General features: G+C 72.5%; 16 protein-coding genes. 5 read left to right on the top strand and 11 right to left on the bottom strand.

Going from position 1 to position 18,060, the window contains the following annotated elements:
• The first annotated feature begins 174 nt into the window (after positions 1–174).
• Positions 175–1,719, top strand: a complete 1,545-nt coding sequence (locus tag AY578_RS32165; RefSeq protein ID WP_078611450.1) for a fused MFS/spermidine synthase — start codon at positions 175–177, stop codon at positions 1,717–1,719.
• A gap of 125 nt (positions 1,720–1,844) precedes the next feature.
• Here the strand turns inward: AY578_RS32165 and AY578_RS32170 are convergent, their stop codons facing one another.
• On the bottom strand, positions 1,845–2,282 hold the full coding sequence (locus AY578_RS32170) for a nuclear transport factor 2 family protein (RefSeq protein ID WP_037953760.1): 438 nt from the start codon (positions 2,280–2,282) through the stop codon (positions 1,845–1,847).
• 84 nt (positions 2,283–2,366) lie between these two features.
• On the opposite strand from AY578_RS32170, the gene AY578_RS32175 reads away from it, so the two are divergent.
• Positions 2,367–2,936 carry a PadR family transcriptional regulator gene (locus AY578_RS32175; protein ID WP_028960398.1) on the top strand — a complete coding sequence of 190 codons (570 nt, stop codon included), beginning with the start codon at positions 2,367–2,369 and terminating at the stop codon, positions 2,934–2,936.
• Positions 2,923–3,849, top strand: a complete 927-nt coding sequence (locus AY578_RS32180; protein WP_028960399.1) for an SGNH/GDSL hydrolase family protein — start codon at positions 2,923–2,925, stop codon at positions 3,847–3,849. The genes AY578_RS32175 and AY578_RS32180 overlap by 14 nt, the downstream gene beginning before the upstream one ends.
• Before the next feature lie 27 nt (positions 3,850–3,876).
• Here AY578_RS32180 and AY578_RS32185 read toward each other — a convergent pair whose 3' ends face one another.
• The 10 genes from AY578_RS32185 to AY578_RS32230 all read right to left on the bottom strand — a co-directional run bounded on the left by AY578_RS32185 (position 3,877) and on the right by AY578_RS32230 (position 15,538).
• The gene (locus AY578_RS32185) at positions 3,877–5,454 is read right to left on the bottom strand and encodes an ABC transporter ATP-binding protein (protein WP_199781960.1); all 1,578 of its coding nucleotides are present in this window, start codon (positions 5,452–5,454) and stop codon (positions 3,877–3,879) included.
• A gap of 22 nt (positions 5,455–5,476) precedes the next feature.
• The gene (locus AY578_RS32190; RefSeq protein WP_037953763.1) at positions 5,477–6,298 is read right to left on the bottom strand and encodes an ABC transporter permease; all 822 of its coding nucleotides are present in this window, start codon (positions 6,296–6,298) and stop codon (positions 5,477–5,479) included.
• On the bottom strand, positions 6,295–7,248 hold the full coding sequence (locus AY578_RS32195) for an ABC transporter permease (protein ID WP_028960402.1): 954 nt from the start codon (positions 7,246–7,248) through the stop codon (positions 6,295–6,297). The genes AY578_RS32190 and AY578_RS32195 overlap by 4 nt, the downstream gene beginning before the upstream one ends.
• Positions 7,245–9,347 carry an ABC transporter substrate-binding protein gene (locus AY578_RS32200; RefSeq protein WP_258906761.1) on the bottom strand — a complete coding sequence of 701 codons (2,103 nt, stop codon included), beginning with the start codon at positions 9,345–9,347 and terminating at the stop codon, positions 7,245–7,247. The genes AY578_RS32195 and AY578_RS32200 overlap by 4 nt, the downstream gene beginning before the upstream one ends.
• 15 nt (positions 9,348–9,362) lie before the next feature.
• Entirely contained in the window at positions 9,363–10,628 is a 1,266-nt protein-coding gene (locus tag AY578_RS32205) for an MFS transporter (RefSeq protein WP_258906763.1), read from the bottom strand.
• Entirely contained in the window at positions 10,625–11,701 is a 1,077-nt protein-coding gene (locus AY578_RS32210; protein WP_019523604.1) for a dipeptide epimerase, read from the bottom strand. Before AY578_RS32210 ends, AY578_RS32205 begins: the two co-directional genes overlap by 4 nt.
• Positions 11,698–12,795 (bottom strand): PLP-dependent cysteine synthase family protein, encoded by a 1,098-nt coding sequence (locus AY578_RS32215; protein ID WP_215048940.1) that lies wholly within the window; start codon positions 12,793–12,795, stop codon positions 11,698–11,700. Before AY578_RS32215 ends, AY578_RS32210 begins: the two co-directional genes overlap by 4 nt.
• The gene (locus AY578_RS32220) at positions 12,792–13,628 is read right to left on the bottom strand and encodes a PIN domain-containing protein (protein WP_028960407.1); all 837 of its coding nucleotides are present in this window, start codon (positions 13,626–13,628) and stop codon (positions 12,792–12,794) included. The genes AY578_RS32215 and AY578_RS32220 overlap by 4 nt, the downstream gene beginning before the upstream one ends.
• On the bottom strand, positions 13,625–14,881 hold the full coding sequence (locus tag AY578_RS32225; protein ID WP_028960408.1) for an ATP-grasp domain-containing protein: 1,257 nt from the start codon (positions 14,879–14,881) through the stop codon (positions 13,625–13,627). The genes AY578_RS32220 and AY578_RS32225 overlap by 4 nt, the downstream gene beginning before the upstream one ends.
• 243 nt (positions 14,882–15,124) lie before the next feature.
• Entirely contained in the window at positions 15,125–15,538 is a 414-nt protein-coding gene (locus AY578_RS32230) for a MarR family winged helix-turn-helix transcriptional regulator (protein WP_370879026.1), read from the bottom strand.
• A gap of 159 nt (positions 15,539–15,697) precedes the next feature.
• On the opposite strand from AY578_RS32230, the gene AY578_RS32235 reads away from it, so the two are divergent.
• Both AY578_RS32235 and AY578_RS32240 read left to right on the top strand, forming a co-directional pair.
• Positions 15,698–17,815, top strand: a complete 2,118-nt coding sequence (locus AY578_RS32235; RefSeq protein ID WP_019523599.1) for an MMPL family transporter — start codon at positions 15,698–15,700, stop codon at positions 17,813–17,815.
• A gap of 10 nt (positions 17,816–17,825) precedes the next feature.
• Positions 17,826–18,060 (top strand): hypothetical protein (locus AY578_RS32240; RefSeq protein ID WP_258906767.1); only part of this gene is annotated, 235 nt, incomplete at its 3' end.

An 18,060-nucleotide genomic window follows, 5' to 3' on the forward strand; every position in this document is an offset into this window, starting at 1 on the left:
CGGCGCACCCCGGACCACCGGAGACCTCTCCTGCCGCACCGGCAAGCAGAACGCCGGTGACTTCCCTTGTCCGGCGTCGAGTTACCGGATGGGCGCGAACGAGGCCGGCCCGGCCGAGGTCGTCTGCGAAGGTCGCGCGCAAGGCGGCATGCCGGTGGCTGCCCGCGTGCAAGGATGTCGCCCGTGACCGGATTGTCTTCCTCGCCCGTCGCCGAGAGTACGCGCAGCCGCCCCGGACTGGGGCCCCGTACCGCCGCAGTGCTGGTGTTCGGGGCCTCGGCCGCGGTGCTGGTCGTCGAGATCGTCGCCCTGCGCCTGCTGGCCCCGTACCTGGGCCTCACCCTCGAGACCAGCACGCTGGTGATCGGCATCGCCCTCACGGCGATCGCGCTCGGCTCGTGGCTGGGCGGCCGCATCGCCGACCAGGTCGACCCGCTGCGGCTCCTCGCCCCCGCGCTCGGCGTCTCGGGCGCGGTCGTGGCCCTCACACCGGCCGTCCTGCGCAGCGTCGCGGAGTGGGCGAGGCCGCTGCTGATCCTGGTCGCGGCGCTGACGATCCTGGTGCCGGGCGCGCTGCTGTCCGCGGTGACGCCGCTGGTGACGAAGGTGCGGCTCACCAGCCTCGCCGAGACGGGCACGGTCGTCGGCCGGCTGTCCGGCGTCGGCACGGTGGGGTCGATCGTCGGCACGGTCCTGACCGGCTTCGTGCTGCTGTCGCGTCTGCCGGTGAGCGGCATCCTGTTCGGACTCGGTGCGCTGCTGGTGGTCGCGTCGGTCCTGGCCGGCTGGCGCCTGCGCGGCCGGAGCGGCGCCGCGCCCGCCCTGGCGCTGGTCCTGGCGGCGGGTGGCCTGGCCGCCTCGGTGGCGCCGGGCGGCTGCGACGTCGAGACGCGGTACCACTGCGCCGAGGTCGTCGCCGACCCCGCCCGCGAGGGGGGCCGCACGCTCGTCCTGGACGGCGTACGGCACTCGTATGTCGACGCCGACGACCCGACCCATCTGGAGTTCACGTACGTCAAGGCGGTCGCGTCGGTGACCGACGCCGCGTTCCCCGAGGGCAGGCCGCTCACGGCCCACCACCTGGGCGGAGGGGGCCTCACCCTGCCCCGCTACCTCGCGGCCACGCGCCCGGGCACACGCAGCGTGGTCTCGGAGATCGACGCCGGCGTCGTACGCATCGACCGCGAACGGCTCGGACTGCGGCCGGACCTCGGTATCGAGGTCCGTACTGAGGACGGCAGGCTGGGCCTGAAGAGGCCGGCGACCGACTCCCTCGACCTGGTCGTCGGCGATGCCTTCGGCGGAGTCAGCGTGCCCTGGCACCTCACCACGGTGGAGGCACTTCGGGAGGTACGACGCGCGCTCGCCCCGGACGGCCTCTACGTGGTCAACCTCATCGACCACGGCGAGCAGGCCTTCGCGAAGGCGGAACTGGCGACGCTGCGCGAGGTGTTCGCACACGCAGCTCTCCTGGGCGAACCGGCGGACATCGGACTGCCCCACACGGACGCCCCCGTGGGCGGCAATGTGGTCGCCGTGGCCTCGGGCCATCCGTTCGACCTGACGGCAGTCCAGAAGGCACTGGACGCCCGCAGCACCGGTTGGAAAACCGTCACGGGCGACGCCCTCACCACCTGGCTCGGCGCCGCCCCCGTCCTCACCGACGACTACGCCCCGGTAGACCAACTCCTCCAGCCCTACGCAACGCAGCGGCAGTAGAGGCCACTCCTGAGCCGTTTACGGCACAGCCGAGGCCAACACCTCGAGGGGCGCGGGGAACTGCGCGACCAGCCCCAACGCACCCGCACCCGACCGCGGCAACCCCGCCCCGTAGCCGCCTCCACTCAGGCAAGCCCCTCCGCCACCAACCCCTTCAGCACAGCCTCCCCCAACGCCTCCACCGCGGAGCGAGGCCGCACCATCACGGTGAACTCCTTGATCCGCCCGCCCTCCTCGAAGTGCAGCAGATCGATCCCGTGGATCTCCTTCCCACCCACCGTCGCCCGGAAGACCAGCACCGCCGACGGCAATGTCACCCCCTCCGCACTGGTCTGCGCCGCCCCGCTGTATTCCCCGACGTACCGGAAGTCCTCGAAGGTCCGCAGCAGCACGCCGAACAGCCCCATGACCATCGCCTTGCCGTCGAAGGGCGTGAACTTCACCGGGCTGTACAGCCGCACGTCATCGGTGAACAGATCCTCCAATCCCGCCAGATCACGCGCGTCGACGGCTGCACGGAAACGCTCCACGGTGTCCACGGACGCCACCACCTCGATAGTCATGGATGTGAGTAGTCAGAAAGATGACTATCATGGGGCCCGCACCGTGCGACAGAGGCAGGACACCGGCACCCGGAAAGGAACCGCATGGCACTCCGGCACGCCGTGCTCGCCGCACTGCTCGACGGCGAGCTCAGCGGCTACCAGCTGGCCAAGGCGTTCGACGTCGGCGTGGCCAACTTCTGGTACGCCCAGCCGCAGCAGCTCTACGCCGAGCTGACCCGGCTGGAGCAGCAGGGCCTCGTCGCGGGCCGCGAGGTGGTGCAGGAGAGCCGCCCCAACAAGCGGCTGTTCCATGTCACCGACGCCGGCCTCGCCGAGCTGGAGGACTTCACCGCCGCCTCCGCCAGGCCCGTCTTCGTCCGCGACGACCTCATGGTCAAGGTCCAGGCGGCCGACAGTGTCGACACCGCCACCCTGATCGACCAGCTCACCGAACGCGCCGAGATCGCGCGCGCCCGCATCGAGCTGTTCGAGGCGTTGCTCCGGCGCCTGCGCGGCGACCGCAGCGAGGAGGACTTCCTCCGTCACGGCGACCGCATCGGCCCCTACCTGACCTGCCTGCGCGGCATCGCCTTCGAGCAGGAGAACCGCGACTGGTGCCTGCGGACCGTCGCCGTACTGGAAGAGAGGCGGCACACCCGTGCCCGGAACTGAGACGCCAGGGACCGAGAAGCCCGATCCCGAGACGCCGGGGACCGAGAAGCCCGACACCGAGACGCCAGGGACCGAGACGTCCGATACCGAGACGCCCGTAACCAAGACGTCCGATACCGAGACGACCTACCTCCGCTACGTCGCCCTCGGCGACAGCCAGACCGAGGGCGTCGGCGACGGCGACGACCTCACCGGCCTCCGCGGCTTCGCCGACCGCCTCGCCGAGCACCTGGCCCGGCACGAGCCCGCCCTCCAGTACGCCAACCTGGCCGTACGCGGCCGCCTCGCCGCCCAGGTCCACGCCGAGCAGCTCGCCCCCGCCCTCGCGCTGCGCCCCGACCTGGCCACCGTCGTCGCCGGCGTCAACGACCTGCTGAGACCCGGCTTCGACGCCGACCAGGTCTGCGCCCACCTGGACGCCATGTTCGGAGCGCTCACTGAGCAGGGCGCCACGGTCGCCACGATCACCATCCCCGACCTCTCCCGTGTCTGCCCCGTCGCCCGCCCGCTGATCCCGCGCGTCACCGCCCTCAACGAGGGCATACGCCGCACCGCGCGCCGGCACGGAGTCGTCGTCGCGGAGACGGCCCTCCACCCGGTCGCGGGCGACCCCCGCCTCTGGAGTTCCGACCGCCTCCACGCCGGCCCGCTCGGTCACGAACGCATCGCCGCCGCCCTCGCCCACGCCCTCCGGCTTCCCGGCAGCGACGACACCTGGACCCACCCCCTCCCGCCTCAGAGCCTGCCCACCGGCCTGCGCGCCGTCGGCACCGAACTCCACTGGCTGGCGGGTTTCCTGGGGCCGTGGCTGCTCCGCCGCCTGCGCGGCCGCTCGTCCGGTGACGGCCGCACGGCCAAACGCCCGCTGCTCCACCCGGTACTGGACGTCGGCGGCCCCGAGACGGACGGCTGACCGACCCCGGCAGCGGCACCCCCGCCCTCACGGACTCGCCGCTGGCTCCGCCGTACCGACCAGCGACCGGGTGAACGGATGCCGGGGACTGCGCAGAACCTCCAGCGCCGGGCCCTCCTCGACGACCTCACCCGCGTCCAGGACGGCGACACGGTGAGCCAGGGCAGCGGTGGCGAGGTCGTGAGTGATGAGAACCAGCGCCAGGTCGCCCTGCTCACGGACCACATCCGCCAAAGTCGCCAAGATCTCCTTGCGAGTCACCACGTCAAGCCCCGAGGTGATCTCGTCGCACAGCAGCACACGGGGACGGGCCAGCAAGGCGCGGGCAAGCGCGGCCCGCTGGAGCTCACCCCCGGACAGCCTGCTGGGCCGACGCCGGACCAAATCCTCCGGCAAACCAAGCCTGGCCAGTACCCTCACCGCCTCCCGCTCCGCCGCCTCCGCGTCCGCTGCCCGCAGACGTACGGCGGTACGGGCCACCTGCTGCACGACCGGCCGGTACGCGTCGAAGGCGGCGTGCGCGTCCTGGAACACGTACTGCACGCCCGCCAGTTGCCCCCGTGTCCGACGACGCAGACTGCGGGGCAACACCGTGTCGTCCAGCCGGACATCGCCCTCGAAATCCCGATGCAGCCCGGCGAGACACCGAGCGAGCGTCGTCTTACCGCTGCCGGAACGGCCCACCACCGCCAGACACTCCCCGGCGTGCACATCCAGTGCCGGGACACGCAGCACGACCGACGCGGACCGCGAACCGTCCCTGTACCGTGCCGCCAGCCTACGCACCCGCACCACAGGACGCCGAGACCGAGCGCCCCAGCCGTCGAACGAGGTCGACCCACCCTCTGCGTCCAACAGTTCCCGTGTCCACGGATGACGCGGCGCCGCCCACACCTGCTCGACCGGTCCCGACTCGACCACCCGCCCCGCCCGCATCACCACCACCTCGTCCGCGAGCGCCCGCACGACGTCCAGGTCGTGGCTGAGCAGCACCACGCCGATCCCACGCCCCGCGAGAGCCGCGAGCTGCTCGACCACCCGCCGCTTGGTCAGAGCGTCCTGCCCCGTCGTCGGCTCGTCAGCGACCACAATCTGCGCCCCGAGCAGCAACGCCTGCGCCAGCACCACCCGTTGCTGCTGGCCCCCCGACAACTGGTGCGGATACCGCCGCAACACCGCCTCCGCGTCCGCCAACTGCGCGTCCTCCAGCGCCCGCACGACAAGCTCCCGCGCCGCAGCGCGCCGCTTCCCACTCCGCACATGCCGCACCTGCGGCCGTGCGATGTCCGTCAGTAATGCGTCCACCCGCCGCGCCGGCGCCAACACACTCGCCGGATGCTGAGGCACGTACCCCACCGGCTCCCCGGTGCGCCCCACCGGCCCTCCAGTCGTACGTCCCACCGCCCCACCGGCGGTCACCCGCACCTCCCCACTCACCCGAGCCCCGCCCGGATACTCCCCGAGCAGCGCAAGCCCCGTAGTCGTCTTCCCGCTCCCCGACGCACCCACGAGTGCCGTGACCCGCCCCGGCAGCACCCGGAAGCTGACCCCGTCCACGATCGCCCGCCCGTCGATCTCCACCCGCAGATCGCGCACCTCGGCCACGGGCTTCACTCCCGCACCGCTCTCACGCTTCACGGACACGTTCCCCTTTCGGACTCCGCCCCCGCCTGTCGAGCGCTGCGTCGAACAGCAAGTTGGTGCCCGTGGTGAGGGCGACGATCAGCAGCGCGGGCACGACGACGGCCCACGGCTGCACGAAGAGACCCGTGCGGTTCCGGTCGACCATCACCGCCCAGTCGGCGGCATCGGGCGCCGCGCCCACACCGAGGAACGCCGCCGTGGCGACCAGATACAGCACCCCGGTCAGCCGGGTGCCGGCGTCCGCGGCCAAGGTGCGCAGCATCGAACGCCCGACATGACCGACGGCGATACGCCACCACGTCTCACCCTGCATCCGCAGCGCCTCCACGGCCGGACGCGCCGCGATCTCCGTGGCCGTGGCCCGTACCAGCCGAGCCGCGTCCGGCACATTGACCACAGCGACGAGCAACGCCAGCCCCACGGCCCCCGGCGAGAACACGGTCGCCACCAGCAGAATCAGCAGCAGTGACGGCACGGCGAGCAGCACGTCCAGCGGCCGCATCAGCAGCTCCTCCACCAGCCGACGGTGGGTGAGCGCCCCGACCAGCCCCAACGGCACCGCGACCAGACAGGCCAGCGCCGTGGCCGCGAGCGCCGTCAGTACGACCGACCGCCCGCCGTGCAGCACCTGGTACCAGACATCACGCCCCACGAAATCCGTGCCGAACCAACGCCCATCACCTTCGGTGAACGACGCCTCCCGCGCCGGAGGCTGACCCGCAAGCATCGGCCCCAGCAACGCGATCACCACCGGCACGGTCACCACAACGGCCCCCAGCACGAACCGCCCCGTCCGCCCCCTCACGCCGCCACCCCCGCCCGCGGAGCCAGCCGGTGGGCGATCAGGTCCGCACCCAGGTTCAGCACCACGGTGACCACCCCGAACACCACCGCCAGCCCCTGCACCACCGGCACGTCACGCTCGCCCACGGCCCCGAGCAGGACGGTGCCCAGCCCCGGAATCACGAACAGCGTCTCCACGACCACCACCCCGCACAGCAGCCAGTCGATCGTCCGCGCCAGCTGCTGCACCGCGGGCGCCAGAGCGTGTGGCAACGCGTGCAGGTAGTGCACACGGGCGACGGACACCCCGTACCGCAGCGCATGCGCCACGTACGGCGACGCCAGCGCGTCGATCATGCCCGCGCGCACCAGCCGGACCAGGGAGCACACCGGCCGCGCCACCAGGACGAGGACGGGCAGGACCAGCACGCCCGGGTGCGCGAGCAGGTCCGTGCCGTGACCGACCGCCGTCGGCGGCAGCCAGCCCAGCCGCAGCGCGAACACCGTGACCAGCAGCACCCCCAGGGCGAACTCCGGTACCGCGTACACCGCGAGCGTCACCGAGCTGATCAGCCGGTCCACGACCCGTCCCTCGTACCGCGCGGCCAGCACACCCAGCCCGACGCCCGTCGGCACGAGAAACATCACCGTGAGCGCGGCCAGCAGCAACGTAGGCCCCAAGCCGTCGGCGAGGTACTGCGCCACCGGGCGCCCGGACGTCAGCGAGGTGCCGAAGTCACCGTGGAGCAGGCCCGCCGCCCAGTCCGCCGGCCGCTCCCACGCGGGCCGGTCCAGCTCCATGGCCGTACGGATCGCCTCGATCCGGGCCGGGTCCGGCTGGTCACCGGCGAGGACGACGGCCGCGTCGCCAGGCAGCGCCTCGGTGAGCGCGAAGACAAGCAGCACCACGGCCACGATCTGCGCCACCCCGAGCAGCAGCCGCCGGGCGACGAACGAGCGCAGTCCGCTCACGCCAGCCACACCTTGTCGAAACGCGCCCAGTCCAGCGTGTTGGCGGGCGCGTTCGCCTCAACTCCCCGCACCCTGCGTGCCGTTCCGATGATCCAGTCGGCGAACCCCCACACCAGGAACCCGCCCTCGGCATACAGCCGGCGCTGCATGCGCTCGTACACGGCGGCGCGATCCTTGGTGTCCCGGGTGGACTGCGCCTGCCGGTACAGCGCGTCGAAGTCACGGTGCCGCCAGTGGGTGGCGTTGGTGGTGGAGTCGGTGAGGAGGCGCTGCGAGATGTGCGACTCGATCGGCATGGCGCCGGAGCGGTAGCAGGACAGAGTGCCGCCGTCGAGGATGTCGCTCCAGTACGAGTCCTTGCTGCCCATCCGCACGTCCACCGTGACGCCCGCCCGCTTCGCCTGGTCGCGGAAGACGCTCGCCGCCTCGGTGAAGCCGGCGGCGACGGCAGAGGTGTCCAGCGTGACGTGCAGGTCCTCGGCGCCCGCCTGCTTGAGCAGGAAGCGCGCCTGCTCCAGGTCCTGTTCGCGCTGCGGCAGACCGTCGGCGTAGTACTCGTACCCCTTGCCGAACAGGTCGTTGCCCGTCTCACCCGCGCCGGACAGCGCGGCGTCCACCAGTTCCTCACGGTCGGCGATCAGGAAGAACGCCCGCCGCACCCGCACGTCGTCGAAGGGCGGCCGGTCGGTCTTCATGCAGAACGCCTGCATGGCGCTGTTCCGCAGCCGCACGATGTCGATCTGCCCCTTGCCCTCATGGGCGCGGGCCGTCGTCGGGTTCAGCTCGTGCGCGTACTCGACCTGCCCGCCGAGCAGCGCGTTGACGCGCGCCGACTCCTCGTTGGCGACGACGAACTCGATCTCGTCCAGGTAAGGAGCGCCGTCCCAGTGGTCGTCGTAGCGGCGGAAGACCGCCGAACGGCCCGGCGCGAACGACACGAACCGGAAGGGACCTGAGCCCACGGGGTGACGGTCGAAGTCGTCGGAATGCGCGGGCACGATGTACGCGCCGAACGCGGCCAGAACGTTGGGGAATTCGGCGGTGGGCCGCTTGAGCACGAACTCGACCGACCGCCGGCCCGTGGCCCGGCTCGCCTCGAGGTCGATGGGCTCCAGCGACGCCTTCGCGCGGAACGCCTCCCGCGGGTCGGCTGTCCGGCGGTAACTGTGCAGCACGTCCTCGGCGGTGACCGGGCGGCCGTCGTGGAAGGTCGCCTCCCGCAGCGTCACCTGCCAGCGGTCCAGCGTCCTGTTCGGCTCCCAGCGTTCCGCGAGGCGCGGGTGGGCGGCCAGGTCGGGGCCGTAGTCGGCGAGCTTGTCGAAGAGTGCCTTGGCTCGGGCGGCGTCGGCGAACAGGTTGGCCCGGTGCGGGTCGAGTGTCTCACCCGCGCCGCCGCCCGCGAACGCGGCGCGCAGCCGCCCGCCCCGCTGCGGCGTGCCGCCCGCTTTTGGATCATCACCACCGTCGCTGGAGCCGCCGCACCCGGCCAGCGAGAACGCGCCGAGCGAGGCGGCCCCCGTGGCGGCGAGGAAGCCGCGGCGGCGCAGTCCCCGGAAGCGACTGTCGAGGGGCAGGGGAGAAACAGAGTCGTCGTGCATGAGGAACTCCTTCTGTCCGTGGGAGAAAAAGAGAGAAGCGGTGTCACGGCCGGGCGAGACGGGCCACGACGTGCAGCCGGTCGGCGTCGGCGGTGCGGCGGGGCGGAAGCCCTGCGGGAAGCGGTCGAGCTGCTCGTTGGTGTGGCAGTACAGCAGCGCGCTGTCCAGGCACACGACGGCGTCGAACACCACCGGTCCGAAGTCGAAGCCGTGCAGATCGGCTCGTACGTACTCCGGCCCCGGATGGCGGGCGCGGGCGTACGCGAGCATCGGCTCGGACAGGTCGGCCGCGGTCACCCGGCGGTTCGCCTGGTGCAGGTGGGCGGCGTCGCGGCCGGTGCCGCAGCCCATGTCCAGCACACGCGGTCCCCCGCCGTGCCGCCTCAGACAGTCCTCCACCCAGCGCCCGGCGAGGCGGCCGGGGTCGGGGAAGCGGGCCTCGTACAGCTCGGGCCGGTCGGTGAGGAGCGTTCGGGCACGCCCGTTCGACTCAGGGGTCATCAGGATGCCGTCCCCTCAGACCGTCGCCGGCACGGCGGGCTCCGACGGCGCCGGCAGCGATCCCAGCCGCCGCAGCCACGCCACTCCGAGCGCCGACACCAGCCCGAACAGGGCACAGCACACCCACGGCAGCCACGCCGCCCCGGCCCGTCCACCGGTGTCCATGGCCCACCCGACGACCGTGTTGCCCACCGCCGCCGCAACACCGGAGACGACGTAGAACACCCCGAAGTAGGTGCCGGTGAGGCCGGGGCGGCCGTAGGCGGGGATCAGCTCCATCACGAACGGCTGCGCCACCATCACCCCGAGGCTCAGCAGCAGCGCGCCCGCCAGCACCGGCAGCACACGCAGCACCCCGTCCACCACACCGTCCGGTCCGCCGGAGCCGCCTGCCGTCAGCGCCGGCGGCACGAACGCCGCCGCCGTCAGTCCGAGCCCGGTGACGATCCACCGCCCCCGCTGCCCTCGGTTCTTCAGGGCGCGGGTGACCCGCAGTTGCAGGGTGAGATGGGTGAGCGTGCCGACGAGCAGGACCAGCCCGGCGGCGCCGTCCCAGCCGGTGGCCTGCCGCGCGCCGTCGGGCAGCAGCAGATACAGCTGGCTCTCCAGGGTGAACATGCCGACCATGGCGAGCGCGAACGCGAGGAACGGCCGGTTCCCGAGCACCTCCCGCCAGTCCGCCGGCACCGAACCACCGTCACGCGGTCCCGTCGTCCGGGCGGGCAGCACCAGCACCTGCGCGACTGTGAGGACGGCGAAGATGGCGGCGGCCGTCAGCGCCGACGTACGGAAATCCACCAGCAGCAGCGCGCTGCCCAGCAGCGGCCCGACCAGCGCACCGGCTGCCGCGAACACGTTGAACAGGGCGAACGCCTCCGCCTTCCGCCCGTCCGCCTCCTGGGCGAGGTACGTGCGCACGGCGGGGTTGAACAGCGCCCCCGCGAAGCCGCTGAGCGCGGACGCGGCCAGCAGCACCACCAGGTCGTGCCCGAACGCGAACGACCCGAACCCGAGGGCACGCAGCCCACACCCGGCGATGATGACGCCCCGCGCGCCCAGCCGGTCGGCGGCCGAACCCCCGACCACGAACAACCCTTGCTGACTCAGGGTGCGCACACCGAGGACGACACCGACGACGGCCGCCGACATGCCGAGGTTCTCGGTGAGGTGGGTTGCCAGGTAGGGGATGAGCAGATAGAAGCCGGCGTTCACGCCGAACTGGTTGACCAGCAGCAACTGGACGGCGAGCGGGAACCGGCGTATCTCGTGCCAGGTGTTCACGCCGCGTCCACCGCCGCCCGAGGTCCCGGCCCCACCTCGCGCGGCTCAACGCCAAGCCCGGGCAGCCCACTTGTCCGAACGTACCCGTCCTCGCCGCCGATGCCGGTCCACGGGTCGTGGGCGAGCAGCAGATGACCGTCGAGGTCGGTCCAGCGCGCCAGTCCCGCGAGATGCACCGCGGGCGCCAGCCCGAGACTGCTGGCGGTGAGGCAGCCCAGCATCAACTGGGTGCCGCTGCCCGCGATCGTCTCCGCGATGCGCAGTGCGGCGTGCGGACCGCCGCACTTGGCGAGCTTCACGTTGACGCCATGGACGCGCCCGGCGAGCCGGCGTACGTCCTCCAGGCCGACGGCGTCCTCGTCGGCGATCACGGGCAGCGGCGAGCGCTCGGCCAGCGCGGCCAGCGCTTCGGGGTCGCCGGGGGCGACAGGCTGCTCGACGGCCTCCACGCCGAGGCCGGCGAAACGGGGGAGCAGCGCCGCCGCCTGCCGGGGTGTCCAGGCACCGTTCGGGTCGAGCAGCAGGCGGGCACGGGGCGCGGCGTCCCGGACGACACGCAGTCGCTCGACGTCCTCCTCCGGGTCGGGCAGACCCGCCTTCACCTTGAGGACCTCGAAACCGTTCACCGTGAGCGCGCGTGCCTGTGCCGCCGCGTCGAGGGGCGAGGTGATGCCGATCGTACGGGCGGTCGCGGCGACCGGCGGCTGCGGGAGACCGAGCAGCCGGTGCACCGGGCGGCCCGCGCGGATGCCGACCAGATCGAGCAGCGCCGACTCCACGGCGGCCCGCACGGCGGGGGGAGCGGTACCACCCGCCAACTCACCCGACCGCAACGATTCCAGGGCGGCCGCCGGGTCGGGGTAGCGGCGCAACTCCCGGGCGACGTCGGCGAAGCAGCGGTGCAAGGTCGCCGTGTCGAGGCCGTAGTAGACGCTGGTGACGGCCTCGCCGTGACCGGTGACGCCGCCGTGTTCGACGCTCAGCCACACGGCGTCACGGGCGGCCATGGTGGAGCGGGATATGCGCAGCGGCTCGGTGAGTCCGAGCCGCACGGTGCGGGTGGCGGCCTTCACGGGGTCCTCCCTGCGGGTGGTGCGGTTGTCAGGGGATCGGTGACGCGGGTGCAGCGCACCCAGCCGGTGGCCTCCGCAGCAGACGGGTGCGGGATCTCCACGGGCCGGGTGGCCGCGGCGGCCAGGTCGAGGCCGTGCGCGGTGGCGAAGTCGTCGTCGTAGACGGTGTCGAGATAGCGGTGCGGACCGTCGGGGAAGACGGTCGCGACGACCGCGCCCGGGTGGACGCGGGCCGCCCAGGCGGCGACACGGGCCGCGGCGCCGGTGCTCCAGCCGCCGCTGACGAAGCTCTCCGAGGCGAGCCGCCGGCAGCTGTCCACCGCCTCCGCCGGGCCGACCCAGTGCACCTCGTCGAACGCGTCGTAGTGGACGTTGCGCGGATGGATGCTGCTGCCCAGTCCGCGCATCAGGCGTGGCCGGGCGGGCTGCCCGAAGATCGTGGAGCCGGTGGCGTCCACGCCGATCAGTCGCAACCGGGGCCAGTGACGGCGCAGCGGGCCGATGATGCCTGCACTGTGTCCGCCGGTGCCGACGCTGCACACCAGGACGTCCAAGTGATCGAGCTGGACGGCGAGTTCGGCGGCGAGCGACGCGTAACCGGCGCTGTTCCCCGGGTTGTTGTACTGATCGGGCCAGTAGGCCCCGGGCAGCTCGGCCAGCAGCTCCCTCAACCGGGCAAGCCGCGCGGCCTGCCAGCCACCCCGCACGGCGGGCCGGTCCACGATCTCCAGCCGTACCCCGTGCGCCCGCAGCAACCGCCGCATGGACGGCTCCAGTTCGCTGTCGCCCACCAGGGCGACGGGATGACCGAGTGCCTGCCCCGCGAAGGCGAGTCCGAGACCGAGCGTGCCGGACGTCGACTCCACCACCGGGGCGCCCGGCCGCAGCACGCCCCGCTCACGGGCGTCCAGCAGCATCGACACGGCGGGCCGCGCCTTCATCCCGCCGGCCGCGAGCCCTTCGAGCTTGGCCCAGAACCCGGGGTGCGGATCCGGCAGCCCGGCCGTGACCCGCACGACCGGAGTACGGCCCAGCAGGGACAGCAACTCCGGCCGCGTCACGGGCCGGGTGAAGGGGGCGACGGCGGCGGTCACCGCACACCCCCTCGGTACACATGCAGCGTGCTCGGACCGCCGTCCAGCCAGAAGAAGGGATACGGCTCCGCGCACACCGCGCTCACCCCGTGCCCCAGGAAGCGGGGGAGTACGGAGCTGCCCGTCTGCGCGAACATCACCAGTTGCTTGCCGTGCTCCAGCGCGTGCCGCCGCAACGGCTCGAACGTCCCGTTGCCCAGTGTCATCCCGGACACCAGCAGCGCGTCACACCGATGCGCCTCGGAGAGCGCGTCGGTGACGACGTCCTCATCCCACTCGGTGACCCCGCCCTTGAAGTCGCACGGGATGTAGCCGAGCCGGCGGGCGCGCAGAGCCTCCAGCAGCGAGTTGACCACCCCGACCGCCAGCACCGTGGCCCCCGGCGGCAGGTCCAGCAGCCCGACGACCGCCCTCGCCCGCGCACGCGACTTCTCCAGCGACGTCCCGGCGGGCACCGGTACGGGCACGGCGCCGTGCGCCGGGGTGTGCGGGGTGACGTGCGTCAGGTAGGCGTCCAGCGCGGCCACCCGCACCGGAGTCAGCGGATGGCGCAGCAGCCGGTCCACACCCGCACCGGCGCAGTCCTCCACCACGTCGTCGTCCAACGCACCCGGCTCCACCGCACAGCTGCCGACGGCCGCCCCGACCCGCAGCCCCAGCACCTCGTTCCGGTAACCGGTGCCCCGCCCGTCGTGCCGCACGGCCTGCCGGGTCGTGAAGGCCACGGCCACCCGCAGCCCCGCCGGATCCGGACCGAGCTGCCCGTCCAGGGCGCGCGCCGACAGCCTCTCGTATGTCATCGCCTCGGCGGACGTCGAGCTGACGGCGGTCATCGGATCACCAGCCCCGACCGCACGCCCGTGAGCAGGTACTCGACGCGGTCACGGGCCCCCGCCCCCTCGGTGTCGCCCACCATCACGTGCCCGAGGTACTCGTTGTTGCTGCCCGCCGCCCGCACGTGCCTGCCGGGCCCGGGGAGCTCCACCTCCAGCACGTCCGGCAGTGTGCGCACCCCGGTGTCGTCCAGGGCCGTCAGCGTGCCCGTGCTCTCCGGGACGAGGAACCCGATCGCGGCGGACCGCAGCCCGGTGTCCGTGCGCCGCAGATCGGGCGCCCGGCCCAGCGAGACGTCGACGAAGGCCGCGACCAGGTCGATGCCGGTGACATGGCGGACGAGTTCGGTGATGCGGTTGCCGGCGGGCCGCGGATTGACCTCGACCACGCGCGGCCCGGCCGACGTCAGCTTGATCTCCGTGTGGGCCACGACGCCCTCGGTGAGCCCCAGGGCCTTGAGCGCGGCCAGCGCGGTCCGCACGGCGTCCTCCGTCTCGGCGGCCGGGAGCGCGGCGGGGAACATGTGACCCGTCTCGATGAACGCGGGCGCGCCGCCGATGCTCTTGTCGGTCACCCCGACCACCTGGACCACGCCCGCGTGGGACACGGTCTCGACACTCACCTCCGGCCCGTCCAGCAGCTCCTCCAGCAGCACCGCCGGCTCCCGCCGCTGCCCCCGCGCGTTCACCGGGAAGCCGCCCATCGCCCGTACGGCTGCGGCGAGCTGCGCCTCGTCGTCCACCCGCCGTACGAACATGCCTGCGCACAGGTCGACGGGCTTGACCACCAGCGGGTAGCCGATGTCCCGCGCGGCCGCCGCCAGTTCGGCCCACTCCTCGTGGACGGCGAACCTAGGACCCGGCACCCCGGCCTCGTCCAGCAGACGGCGAGTGGCGTCCTTGCGGCAGGAGTTCCGTACGGCCTCGGCGTCCGGCGCGGGCAGACCGAGCCGTTCGGCGGCCAGCGCCGCCGTCGGGAGGTAGTAGTCGCAGGACGTGAGGACGCCGTCGAAGCCGAGCACCTCGTGCAGCCGCTCCACGTACGGCAGCAGGGACTCCGGGGCGTTGGTGTCCGCCGTGACCACGTTGCGCGCCCCGAGCAGCGGGTGCGCCGCGCCCTCCGGCGCCGTACGCAGGTAGTGGTGCAGGTCCCGGGTGAGGAACGTGAACGTGTGTCCGCCCTCCTGCAGCGCCCGTGGCAGCAGCCTGCTCATCGATCCGACCCAGCTCTCGACCACCAGCAGATGAGCCACAACTCCCCTTTTCATGCCCTGCCCTGAGGCGCGGTTGCTATGACGGGGCAGCCCGAGAAGACCCCTCGACGCGAGAGGCGGGCTGCGCGCAACACACGATAACGGTAATCATTTTCAATGTCAGTCGTCGAGGGGGTGCGCTCGCGCGGACGACATGTCACGGCGGGGTGCTGATGAGGGCGGAAAAAGAAGAACGGCCGGGTCAGGGGTGTGCCCTGACCCGGCCGCCCATCGCCGGATCGGTCAGTCGGTGCGTCCGCGCAGCAGCGCGAGCTCGTGGTTCAGCTCGGTGAGGAAGCGGATCACCACGCGCAGCTCCTCGGCCGAGAAGCGCTCGCGGGCCGTGTCGGTGCTGCGGGCGAGCGGCTGGAAGTACTCCCGCGCCAGGCCCTTGGCCCGGTCCTCGTACTCCAGATGCACCACACGGCGGTCGTCGGCCGCCCGGACACGCCGGATGTGACCCGCCCGCTCCAGCCGGTCCAGGCATGCTGTCATCGCGCCCGAGGTGAGGTTGAGCTGCTTGCGCAGCCGGCCGGGCGTCATGGGCGCGTCGGGTCCGCCCCCGTCGAGGATCGCTATCAGGGCGAGCATGTCGGTGTGGTGCAGACCGTGCGCCTGAGCGAACTCCTGGACGATGCGGTTGAACTCGCCGGTCATCCGGCGCAGTTGCACCGCGAATGACTGCAGTCCTGTCGGGCACTCCCCCGGCGGGGGAGGTGCGGAGGTTTGTGAGCCGCTCATGCGGCCAGTATAAGATCACTCGATGATTGACATAATCGACCATTGACATAACTGCTGCGCGCCATAGGAACCCACATGACATCCGCACCACGCCGGGCCCGCTGGCTCGTCCCGCTCGCTCTGTTGATCGTCTGGCTCGGGGTGGGCGGGATGCTCGGCCCGTACGCGGGGAAGCTCGGCGAGGTGGCCACCAACGACCAGGCCTCCTTCCTGCCCCAGAGCGCCGAGTCCACGCAGGTCCTCGACCAGCGGAAGGCGTTCGACCAGGAGGCGACGCTCCCCGCGATCGTCGTGTGGACCACGGACGGAGAGCGGATCACCGGCGCCCAGACCACGGCCGCCACCCGCGCCGTCGCCGGGCTCGCCGGCAAGCCGGGCATCGTCGGCGAGCCCTCGCCGGCCTTCCCCTCCGAGGACGGCAAGGCCCTGCAGGCGGTGGTGCAGGTGGAGCCCGACCTCGGTGACGGGCTGGCGGACGTCGTCGACGAGGTGCGCGCGGCGGCGGGCACCGTCGACGGCACCAGCGCCGAGGTGGCGGGCCCGGCAGCCAGCCAGGTCGACCTGTCGGACGCCTTCTCCGGCATCGACGGACTGCTGCTCGGTGTGGCGCTCGCCGCCGTGCTGCTGATCCTGCTGCTGGTCTACCGCAGCGTCCTGCTGCCCTTCGTCATCATCCTCGGCTCCGTCTTCGCCCTCGGCCTGGCCTGCGCGGTCGTCTACGTCCTCGCCGACCACGACGTGGTGCGCGTCGACGGCCAGGTCCAGGGCATCCTGTCCATCCTCGTGATCGGCGCGGCCACCGACTACGCCCTGCTCCTCGCCGCCCGCTTCCGCGAAGAACTCGCCGTGAGCGGCGACCGGTTCGCCGCCGCGCTCGCCGCCCTGCGCCGGTCCTTCGGCGCCATCACCGCCAGCGCCGCCACCGTCGCCCTCGGCCTGCTGACCCTGCTCGCCAGCGACCTCACCAACAACCGCGCCCTCGGCCCGGTCGGCGCCATCGGCATCGTGTGTTCCGTGTTCTCCGCGCTCACCTTCCTGCCGGCCGCCCTCGCCCTGCTGGGCCGCAGCGCGTACTGGCCCGCCAAGCCCAAGGCGTCCGACGCCACCGTCGAGGGGCACAGCGTGTGGCGCCGCGTCGCCGCGACCGTCGACCGCAAGCCGCGCCGCGTGTGGGCGGTGACCGCGCTGATCCTCGCCGTCTTCGCCGTCTTCTCCTCGTCCTTGTCCGCCAAGGGCACCCCGCTCGACGAGATCTTCGTCAACGACGCGCCGTCGGTCGCCGCGCAGAAGACGCTGGGCGAGCACTTCCCCGGCGGGTCGGGCAACCCGGCCGTGATTCTCGCGAACGCCGACCGGATCGAGGAGGTCACCGCCGCCGCGAACAAGACCGAGGGAGTGGCCTCCGCCGCCCCCGTCTCCGCCTCCGGACGGCCCGGCGGCGGCGAGCCGCTGGTCGTCGACGGGCGGGTGCGCGTCGACGCCACGCTGGAGGCAGCGGCCGACAGCGACGCCGCGAAGCGCGCCGTCGAGCGGCTCCGCGACAACGTGCACGACATCCCCGGCGCCGACGCCCTCGTCGGCGGCTACACCGCCCAGCAGGTCGACACCCAGCAGACCGCCTCCGACGACCGCACGCTCATCGTGCCGATCGTTCTCGTCGTCATCCTGCTGATCCTCATCCTGCTGCTGCGGTCCGTGCTCGTGCCGGTGCTGCTGGTCGCGACCGTGGCGCTCAACTTCCTCGCCACGCTCGGCGTGTCCGCGCTGGTCTTCGAGCACCTCTTCGGCTTCAGCGGCACGGACGCGTCGGTCCCGCTGTACGGGTTCGTGTTCCTGGTCGCCCTGGGCGTCGACTACAACATCTTCCTGATGTCCCGCGTCCGCGAGGAGGCCCTGACCCATGGCACCCGCCAGGGCGTCCTGCGCGGACTCACCACCACCGGCGGGGTCATCACCTCAGCCGGAGTGGTCCTCGCCGCGACCTTCGCCGCCCTGATGGTGATCCCGCTGGCCTTCCTGGTCCAGATCGCCTTCATCGTCGCCTTCGGCGTCCTCCTCGACACCCTGGTCGTCCGCTCCCTGCTGGTCCCGGCCCTGGTGATCGACATCGGCCCGAAGGCCTGGTGGCCGGGCTCCCTCTCGCGCGCCACACCGGAGAAGCGTGAGGACGCACCGGCGCCCGAACGCGCATGACGCGACCGACGTGAAACGCGGGCGGACAGCCGGGGGCTGTCCGCCCGCAGTCGTTCATGGCGGCGGTACGCCGCGTCCCGAGGCTCAGCCGGAACTGCCGCAGGACGACGAGGAGCCGCCTCCGCAGGACGACGAGGAGCCGCCTCCGCAGGACGACGAGGAGCCGCCTCCGCAGGACGACGGACTCCCGCAGGAGGAACCGCCGCCGCAGGAGGCCGAGGTGTCCCCGAACTCCCGTCGGAGGA

It is taken from the genome of Streptomyces thermocarboxydus, assembly GCF_024760485.1.
GTDB lineage: Bacteria > Actinomycetota > Actinomycetes > Streptomycetales > Streptomycetaceae > Streptomyces > Streptomyces cellulosae.